Here is a 26,254-nt window from a genome sequence, read left to right as displayed (position 1 = left end):
GCTAGTGTCCTTTCGGCTGCTTGTGCTGAAAATACTCCCCCTGTGTTACCTTCTCGGCGAGTCGATCATCCTCCTCATCCCAGAGACCCAACGGATAACCATACCAAGGAGTCTTCAGATTGAGCTTGGGCATCTCGGCTTCCTGCCAAATCTTCAGCGCCTTCTCCATGTAGGATTTCTTCGGCAGGCCCACCGGCGGAAACGGCCCTTTGCGGGTCGCATCGATCAACAAACCGGAACAGCCGACCGCTCCTGGAAAACTTCTTTCCTCACGCCCGCGCATCAGCGAATGAGCCGACGGATCGAGCAGCGGCGAGCGGCCGGTGCTGATCTCGACGTCTTGATGCGGCTGCATGGCGAAGCTCATCGCCCACATGACCATTTCGGGATCTTTGGGGTCAATATCCTCGTCGACGACGATGATCATTTTACTCGTCGGGTCCATGCCTGACGCCGCGTGCAGCGCTTGTTTGGGTTTGCTCGGATGGCTTTTTTTCATCCGAATCACCCACCAGTTCCAGCCACCGCCCATTTCAGGACAGGCGACTTCGAGCACTTCCGGCATGGCGCAGCTGTAGCGCAGAAAATTGTACAGCATCATCTCCCGGCAGGTGCGCGAGATGCCGTTGGATTCGCTGGGCGGCAGGCCGACCAGAATCGCCGTAAAGATCGCGTTGCGCCGCATGGTGATTGCGGTCACGTCAATCACCGCACGGGGTTCGCGCTCAACCATCAAGTAACCGGGATAGTCGCTAAACGGCTCGCCGCGCTCTTTGCGATCGATGGAGATTTCGCCTTCGATGATAATCTCGGCGTCGGCGGGCACATCGAGGGCGATCGTCTTGCACGGCACGACGTCCACTGGCCGGCCGCGAAGGCCGCCGGCGACGGCCAGCTCATCGACGCCGTAGGGCAAGTTGGCTGCCGAAACGAAAGTGACGTCCGGCAGCGAACCCAGCACGATCGCCACCGGCAACGATTCCTTTTTTGCTGCTGCGCTGCGGTGATGATAGAGCATCGCATGGTGCACCGGCGCAATGCCGGCGATCAGATGATGCTCGCTGCGAAAATGGCCGCTGTACATGCCGACGTTGCGCACGCCGTCCTTCGGATCGACCGTGATAAATGGCGCGGTGGCGCGGATGCCGCCGCTAAAGCCGGGCTCTTCCACCGGCGCCGGCAACCCGGTGACGCCGAATTTTTTCAGCGCCTCGCCGGTGTAAACGAGTTCCTGCACCGGTGCGGATTGCACCTTGCGCGGCTCGATCGGTTTGGCCAAGGCGTTGCGCCACTTCTCGTAGATCTCCAGCGGCTCGTCGCACCCTAAACCCAACGCGGCAATCGGCCGCGACGACCCGTAGACTCCGGTGGCGACGCGAAGCTCATGCTGCACGCCCCTGCTGTCGGTCACGTTTTCATACAAAAACGCCTGGCGTTGCTCGTCGCCGATGCCGCGATATTGCAGCCGCATGAGCGGCATCAATTCCGTGTCTTTGTTGACCGCGCGCTGCCAGCGATGCAGCTTGCCGAGCTTTTCCAGCGCGCTTAGATAGTCGCGAAAATCAGTGAAATATTCGCGTGCCATGCAGATTGCCTCCTCCGTGGCTGTGAAATCACTGACTAGCGCAAGAGTGCCTGCGCAAACTTCGCCGCCGGCTACCACTGCCGCCGGTACCGTAGGTGCCTTCTCTGAACGTCGGCAGCGGTTTGATCGGCAACCCGGCTTTTATGAAAGGGAGAAACGAATAGTATGTGAGGCCGATCATCACCGCGGCGCGGCCTTTGGCGCGCGAAGTGAACACTTCGACTTCGATGCCGAATCTTTTTTTGAAATTTTCTTCGAGCTGCTTGCGCAACTCGACGCTGGCAGGAATTGCAATCGTGACTCCACCTTCTTTGCGCGCCGCTTCGACGAGCTTGTCCCAGTCTGGCACCGGAGTCGCCCGATTTTGCGCTGCCGCCTGTGGCAGCAGGGCCCCGGTCACAAGCGTAAAGAGAATCAAAGCGACAGTTTTCAACGCAATAAACTTGCAGCGAAACATTTTCACAAGTTCTCGATTTAACGATTAAATTGAGGCAGTGTAAAAAGCTTTATAGTGCAATATTTAATATGTCAAGCAATTTACCCGGCGGGCCTGACGCAACGCGGATTCGCGTGCTCCAACGGCAGCTTTGCCGTGCGCCGCAGCGCGCACTGGCTTTCCAACTTTGTCAGCACCGCCATGGGTATTGCCGGAATTTGCGCAGTCTTGCAGGTTGGAAAATGCCTTGGCTTGACTGAAGAGCGTTAACTTATCAACGGTTGTTCACGCCGTGTCGGGAGCGCCCACTGGCATAGGCGTTGCTCACTCTCGGCGCTGCGGGAGGTCTATAAATGGAAAACATCGAAACGATTAAATTGCTCACCCTTGCCGAGGCGGCGACGATTTTGAAGATCTCAAAGCGCACGCTGCATCGCATGATCCAGCATCGCGACATCCCCGCCTTCAAAGTCGGCGGTCAATGGCGCATTCTCGAAAGCCGCTTCAATGAATGGGTACAAGAAGAAGAAAACGGCACGCTGAAAGCCCACTAGTCAGAGTGCTATGATTTTTTGAATCCGTAGGTCTCCCAGTTCGTCAAAACTCTTTCTTGCAATTCTTTAGGCCAGAGGTTTTCAAAACTCGCTTTGACGGGGATGGATTCCTCTGGCCAGTCCTTTGGCCAGGTACAATCGAAAATCACTCCCGCCGCGTCGCCGCTTAAGCGCTCCTTCGGCGGTAAGAACGGCAGCAAAACGGGAAAGCCTGGAATATGCGGCACAGGGTGAATGCCGTTCACCGGGTGGCACTTGGTCGTCATGGCGTGCAGCACCTGATCCATATCAGTGGGATCGACGTCGGGCTCGACGACAACGATGTAGTAAACAAACAAGCCCGGCTTGGTTGCCCAAATCGCATGCGCCACGCGGCGCGCAAAGTTGATAAACGGCACTTCCGTGGAAACCACCACCATATGGCCCACCGCGTGTGGCGGGCAGTAGACTCCCCTGACGGGGATTCCCAACTTCTTTAGCTCGCCGTAGATTTCTGCCCCTTTGATGAGCGCGGTGGCGGTTTGGCCTTCATGCACCGGCATGCCCATGTTGGAAAACGGTAGGATTGGATCGTTGCGATAAGTGATGGCGTTGATCTTCATGACCGGTTTCGGCGACGATTTGCCGGCTTCATAGCCCATGTATTCGCCGAAGGGTCCTTCGACCATGCGCTCGTGCGGCAGCACCTCGCCTTCCAAAACAATTTCAGCCGACGCCGGCACTTCGAGATCGACGGTCTCGCATTTGACCAAAGGAATCGGCGCACCCTGCAGCGCCCCGGCCACTTCGACTTCGCTGACGTGGGGCGGAATCATCACGCAGCTAACGATCGGAATCACCGGCTGCCCGCCGATCGCCACAGCCACCGGCATCGGCTTATTCATCGCCTCATATTTTTGGTACATCTGGCCGATATGCTGCTGCGCCGGGAACAGACAGCCTAAGGTGTTGCGGTCATGTACCATCAAGCGATACATGCCCCAGTTGACCCATGAGCTGTCGGGATCTTTGGTGATCACGGTGTGCCACGTGCCGATGTAGCGGCCGCCGTCGCCGCCGTGAATCAGCGGGATGGGAAACTTGAGCACGTCGACGTCGTCGCCGCGCAAGATATTTTCTTTGCACGGCCCGGTATTGACGACGATCGGCTTGAGTAATTTTTCTTTGCGCTCGAGATAGGTCTGCATGATCTCCTTGGGCGAAGCCACCGGCTTCATGCCCAATGCCAGGGCCGTGCGCGCGAATAGCGAATGGCCGCGCCGCAGACTCGTGCCCAGCGGCGCGCCGAGGGCACGAAAGCCTTTGGGGTACCCCTTAACGTTCTCAAACAGCGCCGCGCCGGTGCCGAGGTCGTAGCAGCGACGCGTGATCGCGCCCATTTCGAGATTCCAATCGACTTGCGCAGAAACTCGCTGCAGCTCCTCGTGCTCGTCCAACAAGTCGAGAAAATCCCGCAAATCCTGAATCAACATCTGGTGGTTTCCTCCACGCCAAAAAGCGCTGATTTTATTGTGGAAAAATATTTATAGCAGAGGGCGCCAGCACGACGCAAAGCAATGTAAATTTCTTGGCGCAAATCGTAGACAAAATCCGAGTTTCAGCCTATAGCTATTGTCACCGCTTAGAAAGGGGAGATTTATGGCAGAAGCAACAAGACCAGCAGGCATTCCAGCAGACGTAGGCGCTTATCTCGGCCCCGGTACGAAGATCAATGGCAAGCTGCATTTTGACGGCCCCGCTGTCATTGAGGGCGAAGTCGAAGGCGAGATTGTCGCTCAAGCCAACATCACGGTGGGACAGCAGGCTACCATCAAAGGGAAAATCACTGCCACTTCTATTCTTGTCCAAGGTAAAGTGATGGCCGATGTGCAGGCCGAAAAACGGCTGGAAGTCCAACCGCCGGGATCCGTCGTCGGCGATGTCGTGGCACAAAGTCTGGTGATCGGTGACGGCGCCGTTCTCGAAGGCCACATCTCGATGAAAAAAGAGGGCCGCGTGCTGCCGCTGCGCCAGGACGCCAAGAAAGAAGGCGTATCCTAAGTTCGTCTCATTCCACGATTAGCGAGACAATTTTACGCTCCTTCGCGTTGACTAAACCGCGCGCGGTAATACGCAACGCCGGCAAGGTCACAAAGGGAAGAAAACTAAGCGCGAACAGCGGCTTGTCAAACGGCGAGCCCTGTTCGCGCAGCACCTGTTGAGCCCGTGCTAGCCGCTTAGCAACCTGCTGCCAGCGATGGAGCGAAAAAATCCCGCCCGCCGGCAAGTCGAGTCGCTCCAACACTTGGCCGCCCTCGACGATCGCCACACCGCCGCCGCAATCGAGCAGAACGTTGGCGCAACGCGCCATGTCTTGGTCGTTGGCGCCGACGACCAGCAGACTGTTTTCGTCCAGGTTTACGGTCGTGGCGACTGCGCCCACTTTAATGCCCAAGCCTTTTAGAAAACCGAAAGCCGCGCCGACGCTGCGGTGCCGGTCGAACATCGCCACCTTGAGAAGATCGTCATAGAGATTGGCTTCGACGTGCGCCGCGGGCGCTGCTACTTCGACAATCCGCTCCGCTGTAATCGTCTGGTTGACCAGCTCCATGACGCGAATTTTCGGATTGGCAGTCTGGCATTTGATCTTAAAAGTCTCGGGCGAAACCTTTGCGCCGACGCTGAGTCCATTTAGAAATTCCGGCGGCACCGAGATGGGCTCATTCTTCACCTGCGACACGCCTTTATCCGCCACCCACTTGCCGCCCACCATGACCCGCTCGACATGACAGCGCTCCAGATCGTCGATCAAGACGATATCGGCAAAGCGCCCGGGCGCGATGCCGCCGACATCCTGCGCGATACCGGAATAGGTCGCCGGACGAAGCGTGACCGATTGAATCGCTCGCAGCGGCGACAAGCCGCACTCGATCGCCCGGCGCACGACGTTGTCCATGTGACCGCGCTCAGCGACGTCGTCGGGCGTCATGCTATCGGTGACGAGAATCAAACGGCTCAAATTCACGCCGGTGTCGAGCAAAGGCCTGAGCGTCGCTTCGAGGTCTTGGCGCAGCGAGCCTTCCCGCAGCATCGTCCAGTAGCCCAAGCGCAGCCGCTCGATGGCATCCTCCAGTTGAATCGGCTCGTGGCACGACGAGATGCCCGTCGCCGCCACCGCGCAAAGCTTGCGATCGCGCGCCCCCGCGGTGTGGCCGTGGATGAGCTGCCCATTGGCGTTTGCCAGCTCGATGCGCCGGAGAATCTCTGCGTCGCATTGTAACAAGCGCAGCCAAGAGACGATCTCCCCCATTCCCAACACCCGTGGATCGGTCAGCGCCGCGGCTATCTCTTCATCGCTAAACGTCGCGGTGCTGCACAACAACGGGTCCTGCGGCGCGGTCATCGACACCAGCGTGTAAACGCGCAGCGGATGCGCCGCGACCTCGTCGAGAAAAAACTGCAAGCCGCGGTAGCCGAAGACACTCGCCGCCTCGTCGCACGAGGCGACTAGTGCCGTCGTGCCGCAGGCGATGAACGATTGCAGGTTCTCGAACGGCCGGGCGTAATGGCCGACGTGCGTGTGGCCATCGATGAAACCGGGCGCAAGGTAGCGACCGTTCACCTCGACGACTTCGGTCTGCGCGCCACGCGCATGCTCCGCGCTGGGGCCGACATAGCAAATCCGTTCGTCGATGACCGCGATTTCCATGCCGTCGAGGATTTCTCCGGAATAAACATTGACGAGTTTGCCGCCGCGCAGAATCACATCGGCCGGAATCTCACCCATCGCGCCGCGAACCAATCGCGCGAGGTTTTTCTTGCTGCAAATCATGCGACGCTTTGTAACATGAAGATTCCGCCGTTACCAAGCATGGTTTTTGTCGTTTTGTCGCAAATCTTCTTGCAGCGATAACTAAACAATGTGTTAGGATCGCCGTGATGTTGATTGCACGAGACAGGAGTCTCGGAACATGGCACTAGCGTACGGCGTCCTGCGCGGCAAGATCGATATCTTCAAGCGCGAAGACGATCTCGACACACCGCATCTACAAATCAAAGTCATCGACGGCCAGAACAAAGCCTGGCGCGTGCCGGTCAACGTGCTCTCGGCCGACCAATCGTTTCTGATTTTTCATCGAGTCGACCCGCTCCAGAGCCACCCGTTGCTGGCCAACTTGCCTCAGGTGGCGAGCGGCTTTACTCTGCTGCCCGCGCCATCCCGTTCGGCGTCGACAGCTGTCGACTATCTGCGCGCGCCGCTCTTCGATTGGCCCACGGGTGTCGCCGTTCCTTCCACGCGTCCGGGAGAGAATGACGATCTGCAGGACATGCTGATCGCTTATCTCAAACAGCTCAAAGCCCAGAACGGAGAAATTTTCGCCTTCGGTGCCAGATTCCCCGAGCCGGGCGAAGCCTTCAGCCCTAGACCCATCGATGGAGAGATGAATACAACGCAAGGGGTGCACGATATTCACATGAACCAGGGCAACCCGCACCCGGGCCGATTCGCGAAAGACAACGGTGTTTTTCAAGACGGCGGTCTGATATTGAGATTCCCAACGCGCTTTGTCGCGCTGATGCTGCGCTTTCAAACCCAGTGGCTGCCGACCGACAATAGCACCGGCCACCCGCTGCCAAACGCGCAACCCATCCCGCCGGGCAGCGCGCCGGGGACCGAACCGCCGCAGGCGCCGCCACCAATAGCCAACCCCGCCGTCTACATCGAGCGCGCGCTGGTCAATCCGCCCGGCACCGACACCAAAAAAGAATCGATTGTCCTCGGCAACACCACTTCCGCGCCCGTCGATCTTAGCGGCTGGAGTCTCGTCGACAAGAACGACAACGCTGAAACCATCGCGGCGTTGTCGCTGCCGCCCGGCAAATCCCGGCTGGTGCTGCTTTCCGGACGGTCGGCACAGCTGGGTAACAAAGGCGGCACGATTCGCCTCAAGAACAAACAGGGCGTGCAGATTCATGCGGTCACTTATTCACAAGAGGACGCCAAAGAGGAAGGCCGCTATGTTAGATTCAACACGTAGACACGACCATCAACGTACCGATGCTTAGAACGCTTGCTCTTTTCTTCTTTTTGCTCGCGCCTGCAATCGCCTTAGCCAGCGAGGCGCCCGCAGCTCCAGCGACACTATGTCGCGCCGAGGAGCAAGTCCTATTCAGCTGTCCCGTGGCCAAAGCGACCAAACTCGTATCGCTTTGCGGCTCGCAAAGCCTAAACAACCGCCGTGGTTACCTGCAATACCGCTTCGGCAAGCCAGGCGCTGTCGAACTGCAATTCCCCCGCGAGCGCGCCAACACCCAAATCGCGTTTCGCTACGCCCACTACTTTCGCGCCCAGGTCGATCGCACCGAAGTGACCTTCGACAATAACGGCTATCGTTATGTGATCTTCGCTTACAGCGAAGGCGATGTGACGCCACCGATTCGAGAAGCCGGCGTGCGCGTGCGCCAGCTCGGCAATCCGGCAAAGCAGCAAGACATCGCTTGCACCGCAGCGCCGCATAGCAAGCTTGGCGTTTTGGCACACGTCATTCCCCGCGACGCGGACAACTCGCTGAATCAATAATCGTGAAACATTTTCGGAGACCTGCATGGCTTGGCTGTTTTTAGTGGTCGCGGGATTGCTGGAGATCGTTTGGGCGATCGGCTTGAAGCTCAGTAACGGCTTCAGCCACCTGGGCTGGAGCATCATGACCGTGCTTGGCATGATCGCAAGCTTCTACTTTCTCGCCCAAGCGTTGAAAGTGATCCCCGTCGGCACCGGCTACGCAATCTGGACCGGCATCGGCGCCGCCGGCACAGCGATTCTCGGGATCGTGCTATTCTCGGAATCAGGAACATTACCGCGTCTCTTTTGCATCGCCTTGATCATCGCAGGCATTGTCGGGCTAAAGTTAACTTCGAACTAAGCGCTGCCAGATGGCTGCCATCGAGCTAAAGAATTTGCTATGACTAGGCCACTCAAACAGCGCGAGGTCAAAAGATGAGCAGAGAGACTGAAAACGTCGCCATCCTCAAAGAAACCTACAGGCTCTGGCATGAGTCCAAAGCTGGCAGCGTCGATCACTGGCTGAACTTAATGACCGACGACGTGAAATTTCGCTCGCTGGCGGAAGGCACAATGCCATTGGACATCACCAAGGTCGCACAGTCAAAGAACGACGTGAAGCGTTACTTTGCTGGCCTCACCAGCGATTGAGAAATGAACTATTATCGCGTCGACGAATATATCGCCCAGGGGGACCGGGTTGTTGCGCTGGGTCAAATTTCGTTTCGGCATAAGAAGACCGGCAAGACGCTCGAAACACCGAAGGCCGACTTCCATCGTTTCCGCGACGGCAAGATCTGCGAGTTCTTCGAGTTCTACGATACCGCTGCGGCGCTGGCGACGGCGAACCCTTAAAGAGAAAGTGCTTTGAAAGGAAACTAATTCATGATCATCGACTGCCATGCTCATCTAGTCCCACAAAGCTGGTACCACCCCAAGTCGCCCAAATGGATGTTCGACCTGCCGCACTTGTTCGACGAGCAGGACAAATCCGGCGTCGACGTGACCGTCTTCGGCAACAACTGGATTCGCTCGCCGGACGGCTATGACCCGCTCAAAGTCGTCCAAGAATTCAACGTGCATGCAGCCGAGCTCACGGCCAAACATCCTGAGCGGTTATTGGGCCTTGCCTGCTCTGTGCCCTACGACAACGGCCCGATCCTGAAGGAAACCGAACGAGCGATCCGTGAGTACAAACTCAAAGGCATCATGATCAACTCGAGCACCAACGGCGAATATCTCGACTCGCCGCGCGCCGCGCCATTTTTCGAGATGGTCAGCGACTTGAACGTGCCCGTCTTCGTCCATCCCCCCAAGTTCACCATCGGCAACGAAAAGATGGAAATCTTCCGCCTGCCGGAGATGCTCGGCCGGCCTTTCGATACCACGCTCTCGCTCACGCGCTTCATATTCACCGGCGGTTTCGAGAAATTTCCCAAATTGAAAATGGTTCTAGCCCACGTCGGCGGCGCCCTGCCGATGCTGCCGGGCCGCTACGGCTTTGGCTACGAGCTGAGAAAGGACGACAGCTTCGGCCCCTGGACCCCAGACGTGATGACCCGCCCGCCGGCGAGCTACATGAAGCAGCTCTACTTCGACACGGTCTGCTACCACCCGCCCGCGGTGCAATGCGCTATCGACACCGTCGGCATCGATCAGGTGGTCTTCGGCAGCGACACCCCGCCGGTGCCAATCACCTTGGTGCGCGCAGTGGATACCGTGAAACAGTTGAAGATTTCCAACGAAGACAAGCAGAAAATCTTGGGCGACAACGCCGCGAAACTGCTTGGACTGGGAGGATGAGAATGACCTCGCGCAAAGGCGCAAAGGACGCAAAGAAAAGATATTCGTGTCCAAATCACCGTAGGGATGGGTCTCAGCCCGCCCTTAGTCGGCAACCAAACTTCAGAAGCAATCGAGAAACGACGTAACATCTCAGACGACCGATTAACAATTCCTCCGAAAACTTTGCGCCCTTTGCGCCTTTGCGCGAGGCAATTCCGGATCCGAGGAGAGTAACAATGGCAAAACAACTTCTACCCGGCGATCCGTTCCCAAGTTTCAAGGCTAACCTAACCGACGGCCGCCCGCTAAACATTCCCGGCGACCTCAAAGCCGAATACGCCGTCATCATCTACTACCGCGGCATCTGGTGACCCTACTGCGTTCGGCAGGTTGCCGACTATCAAGCGCACCTTGAAGCATTCAAGAAAGAAGACGTCGACGTCATCGCCCTGTCCGTCGACCCACTCGATAAAGCCAAGGAAATGATCGGACGCACCGGCGCGTCTTTTCCGATCGGCTACGGCCTCAAAGTCCCAGTAGACGCCGACCGAGTCGGCGCCTACTGGGAAGAACACCGCGGCATCATCCACGCAACCAATTTCACCCTCGGCCCAGACCGCAAAGTTTTGCAAGCGTGCTACGCCACTGGTCCCATCGGGCGGATTGTCGCGGAGGATGCGTTGAGATCGATTCAGGGGGCTAGGAAAAGAAGAAATTAGAAGTCCCAAAATCGAGTCAATTCCGATTGACTATTTCCGGTCCGGCCAAATCTCGCTCAAGGTAGAACGAAAGAGTTCATTTGGCGGTTCAACAGGAGTGCTTTGATTGGGCATCGTAGCGGTGAGCTTTTCAAACTTAGCCATCTCCACGGAAATAAACTCGCTAATGATTTCGCTACGCGGTCCGCGACCCATTTCAACGCCGGCTTTTTTCGCCGCAACCAGCGCGTCGATCTCCCTAAGCAAAGCCTCATCTCTGATCGTCTTTCCACCAGCTTGGAGAATTCCATCGGCACAGCGCCTAAAGCCATCGTGATCCAGCGCAAAGCGAGCAGCCTGCGCCTTATTTCGTCGGCGACCGTTTTGTCAATCACACAAGGTCACAATCTGTTCAATCCAACCAATCCTGATCCTTCAACTTGCGCGGCAGGTACGTCTTCGTCAAATACTGAAAATCCTTGTTAGCCAACGCATCCAACTCGTATTTCAAACCGCTGCCGAGCATGCCTTTAATCTCATTCTGCCATTCTTTTTTCTGAAACCATGTGTACTTCATGATTTCCTTGGCGCGGTTGACGTCCTTGTCGTTTAGTTTGATACCGACGTTGCGCGGCAGGCCGTAGCGGTCTGGGTCGGCGCTAGAGAAGCCGATGAATTTGGCTTTGGGGATCGCCATGCGTTCGCTTTCGAACGCTAGATTGATCGAACCCTGCTTGATGACGGAGTAGATGTAGTAGCCCCAGGGGTCGTTGTCGACTAGAACGTAGACCGGCAGCTTATAATCCTCGTGCAGCCGGCGCACTAGCCGGCGCACACCGCGGGGCGGCTGGCCGTTGCCGGTGATCAGGACGCAGTTATGCGTGCGCCAGAATTTATCCTCCGATAACCGGTTCCATTGGGTGCCTTTTTCCACGAGCAGGATGAAATCCGCGGTGCATTTGCTGATCTGAATATATTCCGGCTCGACGATGGAGGGCACCGAGTAGCCGCCTTTGCCGAGCTTGGTGCAGTCGACGCGGTCGCCGTCGTCGACGAGGGTCAACGGCCCCACCACGGTGCCGCGGTTTTCCGCGCTGACGTGCAGCTCTTCTCGCAACGCTTCGAGCGTGACTTCGAGATCTTCGATGAGCGGATCGGACTCGTTCTGGCCGTCGAATGTGTTTTCATGGGAATGTTTGATCGTGTGCTTGGTGCGGTAGTAAATCTCGCGCAACGAGGTGGTCAAATTAGCGCGCTGCAGCTCGGCCAACGCGTCGGCGACGAGCACGGTTTGCATGAATTTCTTCGCCATGCCGACGTTAAAGAACGTCCGTTCCTGCTTGCGCTTGCCCATCTCGATGATACCGCGCTTCGGATTGAAGTTGACGTTGGCCAGACTGCGCACCGGGATTTGCAACGCCGGGTCCTGGTTCCGCTGCGCCGCGGTGATCACCATATCGGCGACGCCGATCAGTTTCTTTTCGACAACGCCGTTATTTTTTGCCTTTTTTTGCGCCATTTTTGTTTCCTGTCTTTGCAGCACGTTTGTCGGCAGGCTTGTCAAAGCCCAAGCTCATCTGGTTAACATTAGTCGCTTTCGCCGGAGTCTGTTCCTTGGCCTTTGTGCCGCCGCGTTTCTTGTTGGCCTGCCGTGGCTCCTCATCCACTAGGATTGGCAATTCCGGCTCCGTTTCCTCAGTGGCAGGCGTCGCCACACCCGCTGTAGGGTTCGCTTCCACCGCCGGCAGATCCGGCGCGTCGCCTTCGGTGCCCTCCGTGGTAACGATAATCGAATGGGGCAACCCTTCCGGCCCGCCACCGTCGCGGCCGAGAATCTCATCGACCTTCTGCCCGCCAGTGCGCTTGGCGGCGATTTTTTGCAATTGTTCTTTCAGCTTCTCAACCGCGAGCTTGCCACCTTTCAACCTACCGCAGGCTTCGGCGACTTCTTCGATGTAGAGCTGAAAAATATTGCGCCGGCGAAACTCACCAGCGGCGCGCTCGCGCCGGCGTAAGAAGACGCCGAGACGGCGACCGCATTCCTGCAGAGCAAGCTTGATCTCCTTGCGAATCTCGTCGTAGTCGGCGATCGCTTCCTTCGATTCACTGGTAAAAGGCACCCACACCGACGCCATGTGGACAAAGATCACCATTGGCCCGGCCGGCAAGGCGCCGCGCGACTGGGAGATGTTGTAATTTTTCCAGCTCGTGTCGAGCACCGCCTTGAACGTGGAACAGGCCGATTGCTGATAGAGGAGCGGCACGCGGTTGGCATAGCGAATCACCCGCGCCAACTCATTGTCGTCGTCCTTCTCCTCGCCTTCGGCCAGCGGCATCGCCGGTGTTTCTTCTTTGCTTTCCATTAAGTGCGGCGCTTTACCAAACGCTAAACCCGCTTCGATAACAAACGGATTGCCGCGATAGACCGCCGGCGGCCGGGTCACCGCGGTGTAGAACTCGCCCTTGATCTGTTTGTAAAGCCCGTGGAGAATCGCCCGCTCGCCGATGGGCGAGATGCAATTGCTCGGCGGCGCCATGATCTTGGTTTCTTGGATCGCCTTGTAGAACGCTTCCGCCGCGGCACCATGCAAATCGCGCGGCTTGGCATCCGGCGACAGCTTCGCCTTTTTGGAGATTTCAACAGCCAACTGGCTCGACACCCGGCTGAACTCGCTGGCCAAAAATCCCGACAGCGAGTGACTTTTGGTGTCGTGCAGCATCTTGAGCATCATGCCGAACTCGATACCGTAGGGGTGCGGCTTGATCTCGCGCGGCTGCGGCGGCAGCTCTTCGATGGTGCGCGGATACTCTTTCACCTCGCCTTCCGGGGTGTGGTAGGTGAGCTTGACGTGCGGATTGGCGATCGCCGTTTGCTCTAAGTATTCGTCCACCGAAGCCCGGCCTTTTTGATACCGCCCTTCAATTTCCATGGTCACTTGCGTGCCGCGGTGATTCTCCCAATCGATTTTCTTGTTTTCGAAGATGCGTGGCTCGTTCTTCTTGGTGTCGATCTGCACCTCAAAATAATGCGCCGGCGCCTTGGCGCTGGTGCGCGAAGTAATCTGCACCGGCTTGCCGGTGGTAAGCTGCGCATACATGCCGGCGGCGGAAATGCCGATGCCCTGTTGGCCGCGGCTCATGCGCAGGCGGTGAAATTTAGAACCGTAGAGCAGTTTGGCAAAGATCGGTGGTATCTGCTGGCGCACAATGCCAGGGCCATAGTCGATGACGGTCACACGAAAGCGCGTCGCTTGACTCGGCGCCGGCGTCGTGTTGCCGGTGGGCACGACTTCGAGTTTCACCGTGACATCCGGCAAGATGGCCGCCTCTTCACAGGCATCGAGCGCGTTGTCGACCGCCTCTTTGACGCAGGTCAACATCGCCTTGCGCGGGTTATCGAAGCCCAGCAGGTGGCGGTTCTTGGTAAAAAACTCCGAAACAGAAATCTCGCGCTGCCGCGCACCCATCTCCGCGGCGGTCACCGCAGGTCTGGGCTTCGCCTCGACAGCCTCAGCCGGTTCAGCCGGCTTTAACATCGGTTTGGACATAGCTTGAACTAAATCTCCATCAACTTAATTGGGATTGATCGAACGGGGACGGCACGGGGAATAGTCGCAGCACTTCCACACAACTCAACAATCGCCTGCGGAACCAAGCTTTCTTCGCAGCAACAGCCAAAAGGAATGTAAGTATACGAGGATTATAGCAGAGATCTTACTGTTTTGTAGTGGCCGGTGGAATTTTTCGCGAGAGAATCACGGTAAAAGGAATTCTTCCATCACCGCTTCCCTGCCCCAAGGCAAGCGATCACTTCTATTTCAACTACAATCTCGGGCGTCGCCAGACTTCGCACCTCGACTAATGTCGAGCAGGGGAAAGCGCCGGTGAAAAATTCCTGACGCGCGCGCCAGACCTCGGTGTTTTGTTTGATGTTGACCACATAGATCGTCATCTTCACGATGTCCGACATCGCGCCGCCGGCGGCCTCGACGAGATGGCGAATGCGCGTGAAAATATTTTTCGTCTGCTCATATTCGTTCTTGCCTTCAACACTCACACCATCCGGCCCGCGAGAGACCGTGCCTGATACGAACAACATGTCGCCGACCCGCAGCGCGTTGGACCAACGGCCCGGCGGCGGCTCGGGGACATGAGGACTGGTAATTTTTTCGATCTTCATCGTCTTGCTTGTTATCATGACATCTATCACTGCGACCGGGGAAGAAAATCCCCATCAATCCCCCTTTTTCAAAGGGGGACAGATTGCCGTGCGTCATCGCACTCTTTCGACTCCGAGCTCCCCTCTTTGGAAAAGAGGGGTTAGGGGAGATTTGCCGGTCGTGGTTGAGGCGGTCCATGATTTCTTCACCGCGCCACGGGAACGAGAAGTGATTTCCCCGGCAGCATCGCGAACGAGCTCATGCGATAAGATGTCTTGCAAAAAACTCCATAGCCTTCGGCCACGACAAAGACGCCGCGTGCGGCCGGTAGTTGTCCGAGCCGGAATTGACGAACGCGTGCGCGGCGCCTTGGTAGACGTGAAACTCGTGGTGCCTGCCGTATTTGGTTAGCTCGGCATCTAGCTTGCGCATGTCCTCCGGCGAAGGATCTGTATCTTCAGCGCCGAAGTGTCCCTGAATCGGGCAGCTGATTTCTTTAGTACGGTCGAACGGCGTCGGCCCGCTGTCGCCGTACGGCAGCATCGTGCTGCTGCCGTAGAACATCACGCCGGCTTTCAAGTCCTTGTTCGCCGCCGACATCAGATAAACCAACCGCCCGCCCATGCAGAAGCCGACAATGCCGAGCTTGGCGCTATTCACTTGCTTGTGATTTTTTAGAAAACCAATGGCAGCGTTCACATCATCGATAATCAACGGATCGCGCAAACGCGATTTGCGTGTAACGTTATCGTCTTTACAGTCGGGACCGTCGCGGTGATAGAGGAACGGCGCCACGGCAGCGTAACCCTGTAAGGCAAGCATATGGGTTGCGTCTTTGATGAAATCCTCTAGCCCGGAGCGTCCGTGCACAACCACGATGCCAGGCACCTGTCGGTCGGTTGCCGGCATACTCACGTAAAGCGGCATGTCACTTTTATCGACGCGAACCTTTTCCCAAGTTCCTGCCATACCTGATTCTCCATTCTGGTGGCAATCTTCCTCAGATAAACACAAGCGATTGCCATCGGTCAATCAGCCGAACCGGCTAGAGTTGCCGCAAGCAGTGATTCAGTGGTAGAAACTGGGCGAGAATCCAAAATCGGAAATCCAAAACTTGTCCTGAGCGAAGGCGAAGGATCTATGCTCTGCCAAGAAGACAACGACCTCATCACTCGCACCGGCCCCGGCACTCCCGGCGGCAATCTCATGCGCCGGTACTGGCACCCAGTTGCGCTTGTCGAAGAACTGCCTGCCGATGGCGCACCCTTGCCCCTCAGAATATTGAGTGAAGACTTGGTCCTGTTTCGCGGCGAGGACGGCGAGCTCGGCTTGATCGGTCTGCACTGTTCACATCGACGCGCTGATCTAAGCTACGGCCGCGTCGAAAATGGCGGCCTGCGCTGCCTCTACCACGGCTGGCTCTTCGATCGCCACGGCCGCTGCATCGAGCAGCCTTGTGAACCGCCGAACCGGCGTTTCTGCGAAAAGGTGCGCCACCCTGCATATCCGGTGCAGGAGCGATCCGGCGTGATTTTCACCTACATGGGACCCCGAGAACCACCGGAGCTGCCCAACTATGAGCCGCTGGTTGCACCCAAAGGCCATGTGCTCGTTACCAAGATTTTTCACGAGTGCAATTACTTTCAAGCCAACGAGGGCAACCTCGACCCGAGCCATGTCTCCTACTTACATCGCCAAGCCAATGTCCCAGCCAATTTAAAACGCACGGTCAAGGGCACCGACGGCAAACTGCCTTTGGCGCTCTACGACGCCGACATGGCGCCGCGCATCGACGCCGAAGAGACCGACTACGGTGTGCGGATCTTCTCCCTGCGCAACGTCGATGGCCGGACTTTTTTTCGCGTGACTAACTACGTTTTCCCAAACAAAGCGACGATCCCCGGGCCCATGTCGGGCGACGGCTACAATCTCTATTGGCACGTGCCCGTCGACGACAGCCACCACTGGCGTTATGATTTCGTCTTTCGCCGCAGCGCGCCGATGGAGCCGCGCGACATCGAGCGCAATCAGGAAATCTTGGACGAGCTCGACGCCAACTACCACCCTAAACGCAACAAGGCCAATCGCTATCTGCAGGACCGCGAGTCCATGAAAACCTGGAGCTTCTCCGGCATGGGGCGCATCTTCAACACGCAAGACACAGCTATTGTCGAAGGCGCCGGCCCGATCCTCGATCGATCGAAGGAATTCCTCGGTCCCAGCGATCGCGCCATTATCGCCGCCCGGCGCCAACTGCTGCGCGGAATCAACGATCTCCAGGCCGGGCGCGAGCCACCCCATGTCATCCGCAAGCCGAGCGACAATCGTTTTCCCGATCTCACCGTAGAATCCGAGGTGCTCGCTCCTGGCGCCGACTGGCAGGCACATTGGAAACAGCGGCTCGCCATTCTGCGTTCGTAAAACTAACCCCATGCGCAGCCACCGAACTCAAAACCGTAAAACCAAAGCCTGCCCCGAATGTGGGTCCGCGGAGTTGCTCGCCGTCGTCCACGGTATTCCCACCGGAGCTCAAGCAAAAGCCATCAAGGCGGGTAAGGCTATGCTTGCCGACCGTGAGGAATGGGAAGGCATGAACGAGTGGCATTGCCAAAGCTGCGGCTGCGAATGGAGCCGCCACTCACGCCGCTTCAAAAAGCCCGGCAGCAGCGTCAACGCTACGCAGGGTTGAAAGCTTTTTTCCGCCGGCTATCAACGAAAAGCGATATTCGATGGAGGCGCTGTATGACCGATCCCGACCCGCTCTCCGACTTGCCCTCCCCAGTTCCCCGCGTTTTGACGGAATTTATCGGCACCGCCAACGCAGCATTCGTCGATGAGCTGAAGTCCATTGTTCTTTACGGAAGCGCCGGTGAAGGCAGACTGCGCGAGGCGTCGAAGAATTCGAAATCGTCGGCCTTGAGCTCGCCGCTTATAGTTTCGCCAGAAAACGCGAAAGCCAGCGCAGATCAACTAATGCCACACGGCTTTGAAAATGCTTTCGCCGAGACTGATTTTACCCTACTAACAGTGAATCCAACTGACTCAGCGGAGTGGGTATGATGGAAAAACTGTTTTTGCTTTGTCTGTCGGCAGCAATTTATTTCGGGTTCGACCTTGCCTTCGCCGCTGACGTTCGCTCGACGTCGCCCAGCGAATGGGGAAAAACCGTGGAAGCCGCCAAGAAAGAAGGCAAGCTCGTCGCCGCGATCCCCGCCAGCGCGGAGCTACGCAAAGCAATCACCGAAGTTTTTCCCAAGCGCTACCCGGGAATAGAGCTCGATCTGACCAACGCACGCGGGCCTGCAAACGCGAGCAAGATCGCATCCGAACATGCGGCCGGCGTCCGTTATTTCGACCTGTTGATCAGCGGCACATCGACGCCGTTCAGTTTGCTCCACGCCGGCATACTCGAACCCGCCGAGCCCTTTATGATCCTTCATGAAGTCAGAGATCCCAAGCGCTGGTTCGGCGGCCACATCTGGCTTGACAACGCGAAAAAATTCATCTACGCCTTTCAGGTCTACCAGTCGGAAAACATCTGGCATAACCCGACACTGATAAAAATCGAAGAGATACGCTCCTATGACGATCTCCTGCTGCCAAAATTCAGGGGCAAGATCGGCATTCTCGATCCACGCAGCGTCGGCGCGGGCACCGCGACCTGGGCGTTTTTTCTCAAGATCAAAGGCGAAGAGTGGCTCAAGAAACTCGCGGCGCAGGAAATGTTTCTGTCGCGCGATCAGCGGCAACTGGCCGACAGCCTTGCCAAGGGCAAAACCGCGATCACCATCGGCCTGACCTACTACACGTTCTCGCCTTTTCTAAAGGCTGGTCTGCCGGTCAAGCCACTGCCTGAGATGAAAGAAGGCACCTACACAAGCTGCGGCAGCAGCGCGACGTCCATCATGAAGAACTCGCCCCACCCCAACGCGACCAAAGTCTTCGTCAATTGGCTACTCAGCAAAGAGGGCCAAGAAATCTACGGCAAAGCCATGGGCCAAGCCACACGCCGCTTGGACGTCGACACCAAGTGGATGGTCGAGCATGGCGTGCGCGCGTCGAAGGACTTTTTGACCGTCGAAGAAAACGAGCGGCGCGAGAACTACGGCGAAGAAACCGTCGGCAAGTATTGGGCGCGGTCGGCGAAGATAGCCGAAGAAGTTTTTAGATAACGCGACTCGTCCAACGGCACACCATCAACCATCGGAGCACAGATGCCGCAAATGAAAGATGTTATTGTCTCACTCTCGTCGTTGTTCCTGCTCGTTGTCGGCGCAACCCTCGCGGGTGCCCAATCCGATTGGGACAAGACGGTGGAAGCGGCCAGGAAAGAAGGCAAAGTCGTCGTAGGCGTGCCGGCCAGCGCGGAATTGCGGAAGAGCCTCGAAAGCGCTTTTGCCAGACGTTTTCCCGGCGTCGAGCTGGAAATTTCCACGGCGCGCGGGGCCACCAATGCGAGCAAGATCGCTGCCGAACATGCCGCCGGCGTGCGCTACTACGACGCCTTGATCAGCGGCAGCTTGACGCCGCTAAGCCTGCTCAACGCCGGCATCCTCGAACCGATCGAGCCGCTGTTCGCTCTCCCCGAAGTCAAAGATCCCAAGCGCTGGTATGGCGGCCATGTCTGGGCCGACACGGGCAAGCGCTTTCTCTATTCCTTTCAGGCCTACCAATCGGAGAATCTCTGGTACAACACGCAGCTCATGAGAGGCGACGAGTTTCGCTCCTTCGACGATCTTTTGCATCCTAAATGGAAAGGTAAACTCGGCATGCTCGACCCGCGCTCGGCGGGCGGCGGCACATCGACCTGGTCATTTTGGTACAAGGTCAAAGGCGAAGAGTTTCTCCGCAAGTTCGCCGGCCAAGAACCGTTTCTGAGCCGCGATCAACGGCTGCTCGGCGAGAGCCTCGCCAAAGGGCGCTTCGCCATCACCATCGGCCTCACCTACTACACGCTGGCGCCTTTCATCAAAGCCAATCTGCCAATCAAACCGCTGCACGAACCGAAGGAAGGCAGCTACACCAGCAGCGGCAGCGGCGCGCTCTCGGTGGTGCGAAATTCCGACCAGCCCCACGGCACCCGGCTTTTCGTCAACTGGCTGCTTAGCAAAGAAGGCCAAGAGACCTATGGCAAGGCCATGGGCCAAGCGACGCGCCGTCTCGACGTCGACACCAAATGGCTTGCCGAATTCGGCACCCGCGCGTCGAAAGACTTTCTCTCCGTCGAAGAGAACCAGAAGCGCGAAAACTCCAGCGAAGAAGTGCTGACGCAGCTCTGGCCCAAGGCGATCAAGCTGGCCAACGATCTGCTCAAATAAGACGCGGCACGGATAAACGTTCGGCGCCTAATGCTTTTTGGAAAAAGCGCGGGGCTTCGCGCGTAGGATATCCTTAGTATCTTACTTCGACCAAGTAGAGCCCCTGCGGGGTGGCTGTCGGGCCAGCTTGAGTTCGGTCGCGGTTGACCAGAAGCCGAGAAAAATTTTCGACGGTACGCGCGCCGCGGCCAACTTCAAGCAGAGTGCCGATGATGTTGCGCACCATGTGGCGCAGAAACGCGGTCGCCTCGATGCGAAAGACCCAGAGCTCGCCGCGCTTTTTTAAGGAAATTTGATAGACCTCGCGGACGGGGCTCAGTGCGTCGCACCCGGCGGCGCGAAACGATGAGAAATCGTGTTTGCCAACCAGGCATTCGATGGCGTGTTGCATCGCTGCGACATCCAGCGGCTCGTGTACGTGCAAAGCGCGATTTAAGTAGAACGGCGAAGCGGTCGGGCGGTTGAGTATCCAATACTCGTAGACTCGGCAGCGGCCATCGCGCCGCGCATCGAACTCTTCTGGGACCACTTCAACTTCTTTGATTGTGATATCTTCGGGTGTGAGCGCATTCAATGCGCGGCGCATGCGGTGCGGCGTATACTCCCGTTCGCAGTGAAAGTTGACGACTTGGCCAAGGGCGTGCACACCGGCGTCGGTGCGCCCGGAGCCGGTGACTTTTGTCGGCGTGCCGAGAAACGTCGAAATCGCTTTTTCGAGCGTTTCTTGGATCGTCGCCGTGTTGGGCTGGGTCTGCCAACCGTGGTAGCGCGTGCCGTCGTACTCGACGATCAGCTTGATGTTCACAGCAAGAACGTTTGGCGTTTTGGAATCCGGGCGACCAGCCGGTCGCCGCCTACAATCTTTGCGTTCTTTGCCTACTTTGCGGTTAAATCATCGATCTACAGATAATCGCGCACTAGGATTTCCGCGATCTGCACCGCGTTGAGCGCCGCGCCTTTGCGCAGGTTGTCGGCGACAACCCACAAGTTTAGGCCATTGGCGACTGAGTTGTCTTCGCGAATGCGTCCGACGTAAGTCGCGTCCTTGCCGGTGGCTTCCACGGCCATGGGGTAAATGTTTTGCTCCGGCTCATCAGCGACAATCACGCCCGGGGCGTCGCGCAGGATCTTTTTAGTTTCCGCCGCCGATAGCTTCACCGCGGTCTCGACATTCACCGACTCCGAATGGCTGCAAAACACCGGCACGCGCACCGTTGTTGCCGTCACCGGCAAGTTTGGCTCGCCTAAAATCTTGCGGGTCTCGTGGATCATCTTCCACTCTTCTTTGGTGTAGCCGCCTTCCGTGAAGACATCGATGTGTGGAATACAATTAAAAGCGATCTGGTGCGGAAATTTTTCCTTCTTCAACTCCCGACCGTTAAACAACGCACCCACTTGCTGGCTCAACTCTTCCATGGCCTGGCGCCCTGCGCCGGAGACCGATTGGTACGTCGACACGACAATGCGCTTGATGCACGCCGCATCGTGGATCGGCTTCAACGCCACCACCATCTGGATGGTCGAGCAGTTGGGGTTGGCGACAATACCGCGGGCTTTATAGTTGGCAATTTCTTGCGCGTTAACCTCAGGTACGACCAGTGGGATATCCGGTTCCATGCGAAACACTGACGTATTATCCACTACCACCGCGCCGGCTGTCACAGCCAACGGCGCAAACTTGGTGCTGACGCTGCCGCCCGCCGAGAATAAACCGATGTCGATATCCTTAAACGAATCTTCGTTCAAAACATCGACGCGAATCTGCTTGCTTTGAAACGGCAGAAACTGTCCCGCCGAACGCTCAGAAGCCAACAAGCGCAGCTCACCGACTGGGAACTGGCGCTCTTCCAAGACTTCGCGCATCTGCTCGCCGACCGCGCCGGTGGCGCCGACGACGGCGACGTTATACTTTTCTTTCTTCACAAATCATCCTTTGGCTTTTTCAATCTTGTCGCGCACCAGCTGGCCCATTTGTTTGCAGCCGACCAGCTTGCAACCGGCCTCTTGAATATCGGCGGTGCGAAACCCCTCGTTGAGGACATCTTCGACGGCCTTCTCGATGCGGTCCGCCGCCGTGCCCTGGTCCAACGAATGGCGCAGCATCATGGCAACGCTCAAGATCGTCGCCAACGGGTTGGCTTTGTCCTGCCCGGTGATGTCTGGCGCACTGCCGTGCACCGGCTCGTACATGCCGACTTTGCCGCCCAGGCTCGCCGACGGCAGCATGCCGATCGATCCGGTCAACATCGCCGCTTCATCGCTCAAAATATCGCCGAACATATTGGTCGTGACCACGACGTCGAACTGCTTCGGATTGCGGATCAATTGCATGGCGCAGTTGTCGACCAGCATATGTTCGAGCTGAATGCCGGCATAGCCCTCGTCTTTGTGAATGCGCGTGACCACTTTGCGCCACAGCTCAGTCACTTCGAGGACGTTGGCTTTGTCGACCGACGTCACCTTCTTGCGCCGCTGCTGCGCCGCTTGGAACGCGACGTGGGCGATGCGCTCGATCTCCGGCGTGGTGTAGACTTCGGTATTGACGCCGCGCTCGGTGCCGTCCGGCAGTTTGGTCACGCCTTTAGGTTGACCGAAATAGATGCCGCCGGTTAATTCACGCACGACCAACAAGTCCGTGCCTTCGACAACTTCTTTTTTCAACGTCGACGCGGACGCCAACGCGGAAAATAATTTCACCGGTCGTAAATTCGCGAAGAGTCCCAACTCTTGGCGCAACGCCAACAGCGCGCGTTCGGGCCGGATCGAATAATCGAGCCCGTCCCACTTCGGTCCGCCCATGGCGCCAAGCAACACAGCGTCGCTGCTTTTGGCCAAATTCAAGACCGGATCGGTAAGCGGCTTGCCATGGGCGTCGATTGACGCGCCGCCGACGATGCTATTTTCCAATGCAATCCCAAAGCCGTAAATCTTGGCGACTTGGTTGAGCACCGCAGTGCCCTCACCCATCACCTCCGGGCCGATGCCGTCGCCCGGCAAAACTGCAATCTTGTAGTTCATGGTCCCTCTTTCTCCACCACCTGCCGATAGTGTTTACGTCCTTCCAATTTGTTGAGCGCGTTCACGTAAGCCAAAGCGCTCGCCATGATGACGTCGGTGTGCGAGCCCTGGCCCGACACACGAATGCCATCGTCTTCGATCAAACAAGCCACTTCGCCCTGCGCGTCGGTGCCGCTGGTAATCGCGTTGACCGAGTAGCGCACCAGCTGCGACTGCGAGCCGGTGATCTTGGTAATCACTTTGTAGCAAGCGTCGACGGCGCCGTCGCCGTTGGCGTAGTCCATTTTTTCCTGATCCTCGACGCGCATCTTAATCGTCGCCGAGGGAATGCCGTCGGAGCTTGAGTTTACGTTTAGATAAAGCAACGCGTACTTATCCGGCCGCCCGGGCACGCGCAAGATTTCTTCGGCGACGATCGCTTCGATATCTTCGTCGTAGACGTTTTTCTTTTTGTCCGCCAGCTCTTTAAAGCGCACGAAGGCGCGGTTCATGTCGTCGCGGTTGAGATTAAAGCCCAAGTGCTTGAGCCGCTCGTCGAATGCGTGCCGCCCCGAGTGCTTGCCCAACACCAAGCGATTGCCGGGAATGCCGATGGACTCCGGCGTCATGATCTCGTAGGTCTGTTTGTACTTCAACACGCCGTCTTGGTGAATGCCGGCTTCGTGGGCAAAGGCGTTATCGCCAACGATCGGCTTGTTGATGGGAATCGCAATGCCGGTCACCTGCGAAAGCAAACGCGAGCTCGGGTAGAGCTGCTCGCTGATGACGTTGGTGTCCAGGTTCAAATAATTCTTGCGCGTGCGCAGCGCCATGACGACTTCTTCCAATGAGGTGTTGCCGGCGCGCTCGCCGATGCCGTTAATCGTGCACTCGATCTGCCGCGCGCCATTGTGCACCGCCGCCAGCGAGTTCGCCACCGCCAACCCCAAATCGTTGTGACAGTGCGCACTCCAAATCACGCGGTCGCCGCCCGCGGTGCGCTCGATCAAATTGGCGATCAACGCGCCAAACTCCGAGGGGATCGCGTAACCGGTCGTGTCCGGCACGTTGATCGTGCGCGCGCCGGCGCGAATCACCTCACGAAAGATTTGCATCAAAAACTCCGGATCGCTGCGCGAAGCGTCTTCAGCGGAAAACTCGACGTAGTCGGTGTGCTTCTTGGCAAACGTCACCGCCGCCACCGCCGCTTCGATCACCTGCTCGCGGGTCATGCGCAGCTTGTGCTTCAGGTGAATGTCCGAGGTTGCGATAAACGTGTGAATGCCCGGGTTTTTGGCCGGCTCGACGGCTTTCAATGCTCTCGTTATGTCGCCCTCTTGGGCCCGCGCCAGGCTCACGACGCGCGGCTTGCGCACCTCCCGGCAGACCCGGCGCACCGATTCAAAATCCCCTTCCGACGATGCGGCAAACCCCGCTTCGATGACATCGACGCCGAGCTTTTCGAGCTGGCGCGCGATGACGACCTTCTGTTCCACTGTCATGCTCGCGCCCGGCGACTGCTCGCCGTCGCGCAGCGTCGTGTCAAAAATTTGTACCGTATTCTCTGTGCTCATTGGAAAATCTCCTCCACCGTTGATCCGCCAGCCCTGCCTAGAAACGAAAACTCCCGCGGCATGGCCAACGGGAGTTTGTCTGTCTCTTTGTAGAGCCGGGGCTCAAGACGACGCTGGGGTCATCTCCCGTCTCCTCTCCCGCCGGTGCTTGTACGTAGTGAAGCACCATAATAAAGGCCCGGATAACGTGTATGATAAGAATAACGTAAAGAACATGATCTGCGGCTCAGCAATGAAGAGTGTAATCAAAACGATGCCGGAAACCAAAATCCAAAAAGGCAGCCGCTTGCGCAGGTCTTTATTCTTCAAGCTAAAATAGGGAAAGCTACTAACCATCAATAACGCCAACCCATAAATGGCCAGCAGCAGAGTGATTCCTTTGTGCGGCGCCCCTGCGCCCCCCAAAAAGTAGTACATGATGACGATGGCGGCAATCATCTCGGCCGCTGCGGGAATTGGCAAACCAACGAAATGTCCTTTTGACGGCCCAGTGCTCTGGACGTTAAAGCGCGACAGCCGCAGCGCGCCGCAAACGACGAACGTGCCGGCGGCCAGCCAACCCCACGTGCCCCAGGGGACCAACGCCCAAAAATACACCAACACCGCCGGCGCCACACCAAAGGAAACCACGTCCGCCAGCGAGTCAAACTCGACGCCAAATTGGCTGGTGGAGCGAGTCAGGCGGGCGGCGTAGCCATCGAGGCCGTCGAGGATGTTGGCAATGATGATAAAGTAAGTGGCATGCAGGTAATCGCCATGGAACGTCGAGATCAGCGAGAAAAAGCCGCAGATGAGATTGCCCGCCGTGAACAAACTCGGAATGAGGTAAACCCCCATGCGCAGTTTTTCCGCCGGCACGCGCTGACGCAGCGGCGTGCGCGGCCGGGTGCGCCGTTGCAATAGACGGACTTTGCTCCTGGTAGCAAAGGATTCGGGATCTTGCGCATTCATCGCACTCATACAAACCTCCCGAGCACGGTTTCGCCGCCTTTGACCCGCTGTCCCTCAACGACCTCGACTTTGCAACCCTTCGGCAGATAGGTATCCGTGCGCGAACCGAACATGATCAATCCGAAGCGATCACCCTGCGCGTAGCGCTCGCCCTGCTTGGCATGGCAGACGATACGCCGCGCCAACCAACCGGCAATCTGCACGACACCCAGTTGCTGGCCTTGCTCGGTGGAAAGCATGACGGCATTCTGTTCATTTTGACGGGATGCTTCGGCTTTGTACGCCGCGAGAAATTTGCCGCTTTGATATTTCACAGCTTCGATTCGACCCGCCGCTGGCACGCGATTGATGTGAACATCCACCGGCGAAAGAAAAATACTGACCCGGGTTGCCGCTTCGGTAAACAACGGATCGCTGTCCACCGCCGCAATACTCACGACTTTACCGTCCGCCGGCGAGACAATCACCCCTTTGGTCGACGGAATGACGCGCTCCGGGTCGCGAAAAAACCCGGTGATCGCCAGCGCCAATAACGCGAAACCCCAAGCCGCAATCCACCAGCCTAAGAGAAATGCCACCAGCGCCAGCGCCAGCGCGGCCGCGATCAGTGGAAATCCTTCGCGCGCAATAGACATGTAAATCGAAATCTTCCAC

The 26,254-nt window shown here is 57.5% G+C and carries 28 protein-coding genes; 13 read left to right on the top strand and 15 right to left on the bottom strand.

Translation table 11 applies throughout. The annotated features are described in order from the left end of the window. Position 1 precedes the first annotated feature (1 nt). Both FJ145_14140 and FJ145_14135 read right to left on the bottom strand, forming a co-directional pair. Positions 2-1,585 carry a UbiD family decarboxylase gene (locus FJ145_14140; GenBank protein MBM4262555.1) on the bottom strand — a complete coding sequence of 528 codons (1,584 nt, stop codon included), beginning with the start codon at positions 1,583-1,585 and terminating at the stop codon, positions 2-4. 28 nt (positions 1,586-1,613) lie between these two features. After that, positions 1,614-2,048, bottom strand: coding sequence for a hypothetical protein (locus FJ145_14135; GenBank protein MBM4262554.1), 435 nt, complete (start codon positions 2,046-2,048; stop codon positions 1,614-1,616). 326 nt (positions 2,049-2,374) lie between these two features. Between FJ145_14135 and FJ145_14130 the strand changes: the two genes are divergently transcribed. Continuing rightward, the gene (locus tag FJ145_14130; GenBank protein MBM4262553.1) at positions 2,375-2,575 is read left to right on the top strand and encodes a helix-turn-helix domain-containing protein; all 201 of its coding nucleotides are present in this window, start codon (positions 2,375-2,377) and stop codon (positions 2,573-2,575) included. A gap of 8 nt (positions 2,576-2,583) precedes the next feature. Here the strand turns inward: FJ145_14130 and FJ145_14125 are convergent, their stop codons facing one another. Further along, complete coding sequence (locus FJ145_14125) at positions 2,584-4,047, bottom strand: UbiD family decarboxylase (protein MBM4262552.1); 1,464 nt, start codon at positions 4,045-4,047, stop codon at positions 2,584-2,586. A gap of 166 nt (positions 4,048-4,213) precedes the next feature. Between FJ145_14125 and FJ145_14120 the strand changes: the two genes are divergently transcribed. Continuing rightward, a complete protein-coding gene (locus tag FJ145_14120) occupies positions 4,214-4,615 on the top strand; it encodes a polymer-forming cytoskeletal protein (protein MBM4262551.1) in 402 nt (133 codons plus the stop codon). A gap of 7 nt (positions 4,616-4,622) precedes the next feature. On the opposite strand, the gene FJ145_14115 is transcribed toward FJ145_14120, so the two are convergent. Continuing rightward, positions 4,623-6,386, bottom strand: coding sequence for an adenine deaminase (locus tag FJ145_14115; GenBank protein MBM4262550.1), 1,764 nt, complete (start codon positions 6,384-6,386; stop codon positions 4,623-4,625). Between the two features lie 139 nt (positions 6,387-6,525). Between FJ145_14115 and FJ145_14110 the strand changes: the two genes are divergently transcribed. The 7 genes from FJ145_14110 (at position 6,526) to FJ145_14080 (ending at position 10,621) form a co-directional block, all read left to right on the top strand. Continuing rightward, the gene (locus FJ145_14110) at positions 6,526-7,593 is read left to right on the top strand and encodes a DUF2278 family protein (GenBank protein MBM4262549.1); all 1,068 of its coding nucleotides are present in this window, start codon (positions 6,526-6,528) and stop codon (positions 7,591-7,593) included. A gap of 143 nt (positions 7,594-7,736) precedes the next feature. Further along, on the top strand, positions 7,737-8,135 hold the full coding sequence (locus tag FJ145_14105; GenBank protein ID MBM4262548.1) for a hypothetical protein: 399 nt from the start codon (positions 7,737-7,739) through the stop codon (positions 8,133-8,135). 25 nt (positions 8,136-8,160) lie between these two features. Beyond that, positions 8,161-8,478, top strand: a complete 318-nt coding sequence (sugE, locus tag FJ145_14100; GenBank protein ID MBM4262547.1) for a quaternary ammonium compound efflux SMR transporter SugE — start codon at positions 8,161-8,163, stop codon at positions 8,476-8,478. A gap of 74 nt (positions 8,479-8,552) precedes the next feature. Then, the gene (locus FJ145_14095) at positions 8,553-8,768 is read left to right on the top strand and encodes a hypothetical protein (protein MBM4262546.1); all 216 of its coding nucleotides are present in this window, start codon (positions 8,553-8,555) and stop codon (positions 8,766-8,768) included. Positions 8,769-8,771: 3 nt separating this feature from the next. After that, on the top strand, positions 8,772-8,972 hold the full coding sequence (locus tag FJ145_14090; protein ID MBM4262545.1) for a hypothetical protein: 201 nt from the start codon (positions 8,772-8,774) through the stop codon (positions 8,970-8,972). A 30-nt stretch (positions 8,973-9,002) separates the two neighbouring features. Continuing rightward, positions 9,003-9,920, top strand: a complete 918-nt coding sequence (locus FJ145_14085; GenBank protein MBM4262544.1) for an amidohydrolase — start codon at positions 9,003-9,005, stop codon at positions 9,918-9,920. 464 nt (positions 9,921-10,384) lie between these two features. Then, positions 10,385-10,621: a hypothetical protein gene (locus tag FJ145_14080; protein MBM4262543.1), complete on the top strand. Its 237-nt coding sequence runs from the start codon at positions 10,385-10,387 to the stop codon at positions 10,619-10,621. A 30-nt stretch (positions 10,622-10,651) separates the two neighbouring features. Here the strand turns inward: FJ145_14080 and FJ145_14075 are convergent, their stop codons facing one another. The 5 genes from FJ145_14075 to FJ145_14055 form a co-directional block, all read right to left on the bottom strand. After that, positions 10,652-10,867, bottom strand: a complete 216-nt coding sequence (locus FJ145_14075; protein MBM4262542.1) for a hypothetical protein — start codon at positions 10,865-10,867, stop codon at positions 10,652-10,654. A 145-nt stretch (positions 10,868-11,012) separates the two neighbouring features. Further along, complete coding sequence (locus tag FJ145_14070; protein ID MBM4262541.1) at positions 11,013-12,119, bottom strand: DNA topoisomerase IV subunit A; 1,107 nt, start codon at positions 12,117-12,119, stop codon at positions 11,013-11,015. Further along, on the bottom strand, positions 12,094-14,082 hold the full coding sequence (locus FJ145_14065) for a DNA topoisomerase VI subunit B (protein ID MBM4262540.1): 1,989 nt from the start codon (positions 14,080-14,082) through the stop codon (positions 12,094-12,096). The genes FJ145_14070 and FJ145_14065 overlap by 26 nt, the downstream gene beginning before the upstream one ends. Positions 14,083-14,378: 296 nt before the next feature. Then, complete coding sequence (locus FJ145_14060) at positions 14,379-14,780, bottom strand: RidA family protein (GenBank protein MBM4262539.1); 402 nt, start codon at positions 14,778-14,780, stop codon at positions 14,379-14,381. Between the two features lie 238 nt (positions 14,781-15,018). Then, complete coding sequence (locus FJ145_14055) at positions 15,019-15,729, bottom strand: dienelactone hydrolase family protein (GenBank protein MBM4262538.1); 711 nt, start codon at positions 15,727-15,729, stop codon at positions 15,019-15,021. A gap of 171 nt (positions 15,730-15,900) precedes the next feature. On the opposite strand from FJ145_14055, the gene FJ145_14050 reads away from it, so the two are divergent. The 4 genes from FJ145_14050 (at position 15,901) to FJ145_14035 (ending at position 20,078) form a co-directional block, all read left to right on the top strand. Then, positions 15,901-17,181, top strand: a complete 1,281-nt coding sequence (locus FJ145_14050) for a Rieske 2Fe-2S domain-containing protein (protein ID MBM4262537.1) — start codon at positions 15,901-15,903, stop codon at positions 17,179-17,181. Between the two features lie 321 nt (positions 17,182-17,502). Next, complete coding sequence (locus FJ145_14045; GenBank protein ID MBM4262536.1) at positions 17,503-17,820, top strand: hypothetical protein; 318 nt, start codon at positions 17,503-17,505, stop codon at positions 17,818-17,820. After that, a complete protein-coding gene (locus FJ145_14040; GenBank protein MBM4262535.1) occupies positions 17,817-18,932 on the top strand; it encodes an extracellular solute-binding protein in 1,116 nt (371 codons plus the stop codon). The genes FJ145_14045 and FJ145_14040 overlap by 4 nt, the downstream gene beginning before the upstream one ends. A 42-nt stretch (positions 18,933-18,974) precedes the next feature. Beyond that, positions 18,975-20,078 (top strand): extracellular solute-binding protein, encoded by a 1,104-nt coding sequence (locus FJ145_14035; GenBank protein ID MBM4262534.1) that lies wholly within the window; start codon positions 18,975-18,977, stop codon positions 20,076-20,078. 73 nt (positions 20,079-20,151) lie between these two features. Here FJ145_14035 and truA read toward each other — a convergent pair whose 3' ends face one another. From truA to FJ145_14005, 6 genes are all read right to left on the bottom strand, one after another. After that, the gene (gene truA / locus FJ145_14030; protein MBM4262533.1) at positions 20,152-20,883 is read right to left on the bottom strand and encodes a tRNA pseudouridine(38-40) synthase TruA; all 732 of its coding nucleotides are present in this window, start codon (positions 20,881-20,883) and stop codon (positions 20,152-20,154) included. A 95-nt stretch (positions 20,884-20,978) separates the two neighbouring features. Continuing rightward, positions 20,979-22,001: an aspartate-semialdehyde dehydrogenase gene (locus tag FJ145_14025; protein MBM4262532.1), complete on the bottom strand. Its 1,023-nt coding sequence runs from the start codon at positions 21,999-22,001 to the stop codon at positions 20,979-20,981. A gap of 3 nt (positions 22,002-22,004) precedes the next feature. Beyond that, positions 22,005-23,096 (bottom strand): 3-isopropylmalate dehydrogenase, encoded by a 1,092-nt coding sequence (leuB, locus tag FJ145_14020; protein ID MBM4262531.1) that lies wholly within the window; start codon positions 23,094-23,096, stop codon positions 22,005-22,007. Beyond that, entirely contained in the window at positions 23,093-24,649 is a 1,557-nt protein-coding gene (locus FJ145_14015) for a 2-isopropylmalate synthase (protein MBM4262530.1), read from the bottom strand. Before FJ145_14015 ends, leuB begins: the two co-directional genes overlap by 4 nt. Positions 24,650-24,751: 102 nt before the next feature. After that, positions 24,752-25,600: a CDP-diacylglycerol--serine O-phosphatidyltransferase gene (gene pssA / locus FJ145_14010; protein ID MBM4262529.1), complete on the bottom strand. Its 849-nt coding sequence runs from the start codon at positions 25,598-25,600 to the stop codon at positions 24,752-24,754. A gap of 5 nt (positions 25,601-25,605) precedes the next feature. Beyond that, positions 25,606-26,235 carry a phosphatidylserine decarboxylase family protein gene (locus FJ145_14005; protein ID MBM4262528.1) on the bottom strand — a complete coding sequence of 210 codons (630 nt, stop codon included), beginning with the start codon at positions 26,233-26,235 and terminating at the stop codon, positions 25,606-25,608. Between the last annotated feature and the right edge of the window lie 19 nt (positions 26,236-26,254).

Source organism: Deltaproteobacteria bacterium (genome assembly GCA_016874755.1).
GTDB lineage: Bacteria > Desulfobacterota > Binatia > UBA9968 > UBA9968 > DP-20.
The sequence above is the reverse complement of the archived record's forward strand: the minus strand, read 5'-3'. Positions and strand labels throughout refer to the sequence as shown.

Bases quoted from the DNA above. Each gene is read 5' to 3' on its own strand.
- FJ145_14045 (MBM4262536.1), top strand. From the start codon at position 17,503: ATGACCGATCCCGACCCGCTCTCCGACTTGCCCTCCCCAGTTCCCCGC.
- leuB (MBM4262531.1), bottom strand. From the start codon at position 23,096: ATGAACTACAAGATTGCAGTTTTGCCGGGCGACGGCATCGGCCCGGAG.
- FJ145_14050 (MBM4262537.1), top strand. From the start codon at position 15,901: ATGCTCTGCCAAGAAGACAACGACCTCATCACTCGCACCGGCCCCGGC.
- FJ145_14095 (MBM4262546.1), top strand. From the start codon at position 8,553: ATGAGCAGAGAGACTGAAAACGTCGCCATCCTCAAAGAAACCTACAGG.
- FJ145_14130 (MBM4262553.1), top strand. From the start codon at position 2,375: ATGGAAAACATCGAAACGATTAAATTGCTCACCCTTGCCGAGGCGGCG.
- FJ145_14090 (MBM4262545.1), top strand. From the start codon at position 8,772: ATGAACTATTATCGCGTCGACGAATATATCGCCCAGGGGGACCGGGTT.
- FJ145_14120 (MBM4262551.1), top strand. From the start codon at position 4,214: ATGGCAGAAGCAACAAGACCAGCAGGCATTCCAGCAGACGTAGGCGCT.
- FJ145_14035 (MBM4262534.1), top strand. From the start codon at position 18,975: ATGCCGCAAATGAAAGATGTTATTGTCTCACTCTCGTCGTTGTTCCTG.
- FJ145_14070 (MBM4262541.1), bottom strand. From the start codon at position 12,119: ATGGCGCAAAAAAAGGCAAAAAATAACGGCGTTGTCGAAAAGAAACTG.
- FJ145_14005 (MBM4262528.1), bottom strand. From the start codon at position 26,235: ATGTCTATTGCGCGCGAAGGATTTCCACTGATCGCGGCCGCGCTGGCG.
- FJ145_14080 (MBM4262543.1), top strand. From the start codon at position 10,385: ATGATCGGACGCACCGGCGCGTCTTTTCCGATCGGCTACGGCCTCAAA.
- FJ145_14140 (MBM4262555.1), bottom strand. From the start codon at position 1,585: ATGGCACGCGAATATTTCACTGATTTTCGCGACTATCTAAGCGCGCTG.
- pssA (MBM4262529.1), bottom strand. From the start codon at position 25,600: ATGAATGCGCAAGATCCCGAATCCTTTGCTACCAGGAGCAAAGTCCGT.
- FJ145_14055 (MBM4262538.1), bottom strand. From the start codon at position 15,729: ATGGCAGGAACTTGGGAAAAGGTTCGCGTCGATAAAAGTGACATGCCG.
- FJ145_14125 (MBM4262552.1), bottom strand. From the start codon at position 4,047: ATGTTGATTCAGGATTTGCGGGATTTTCTCGACTTGTTGGACGAGCAC.
- FJ145_14085 (MBM4262544.1), top strand. From the start codon at position 9,003: ATGATCATCGACTGCCATGCTCATCTAGTCCCACAAAGCTGGTACCAC.
- FJ145_14115 (MBM4262550.1), bottom strand. From the start codon at position 6,386: ATGATTTGCAGCAAGAAAAACCTCGCGCGATTGGTTCGCGGCGCGATG.
- FJ145_14110 (MBM4262549.1), top strand. From the start codon at position 6,526: ATGGCACTAGCGTACGGCGTCCTGCGCGGCAAGATCGATATCTTCAAG.
- FJ145_14015 (MBM4262530.1), bottom strand. From the start codon at position 24,649: ATGAGCACAGAGAATACGGTACAAATTTTTGACACGACGCTGCGCGAC.
- sugE (MBM4262547.1), top strand. From the start codon at position 8,161: ATGGCTTGGCTGTTTTTAGTGGTCGCGGGATTGCTGGAGATCGTTTGG.
- FJ145_14060 (MBM4262539.1), bottom strand. From the start codon at position 14,780: ATGAAGATCGAAAAAATTACCAGTCCTCATGTCCCCGAGCCGCCGCCG.
- FJ145_14040 (MBM4262535.1), top strand. From the start codon at position 17,817: ATGATGGAAAAACTGTTTTTGCTTTGTCTGTCGGCAGCAATTTATTTC.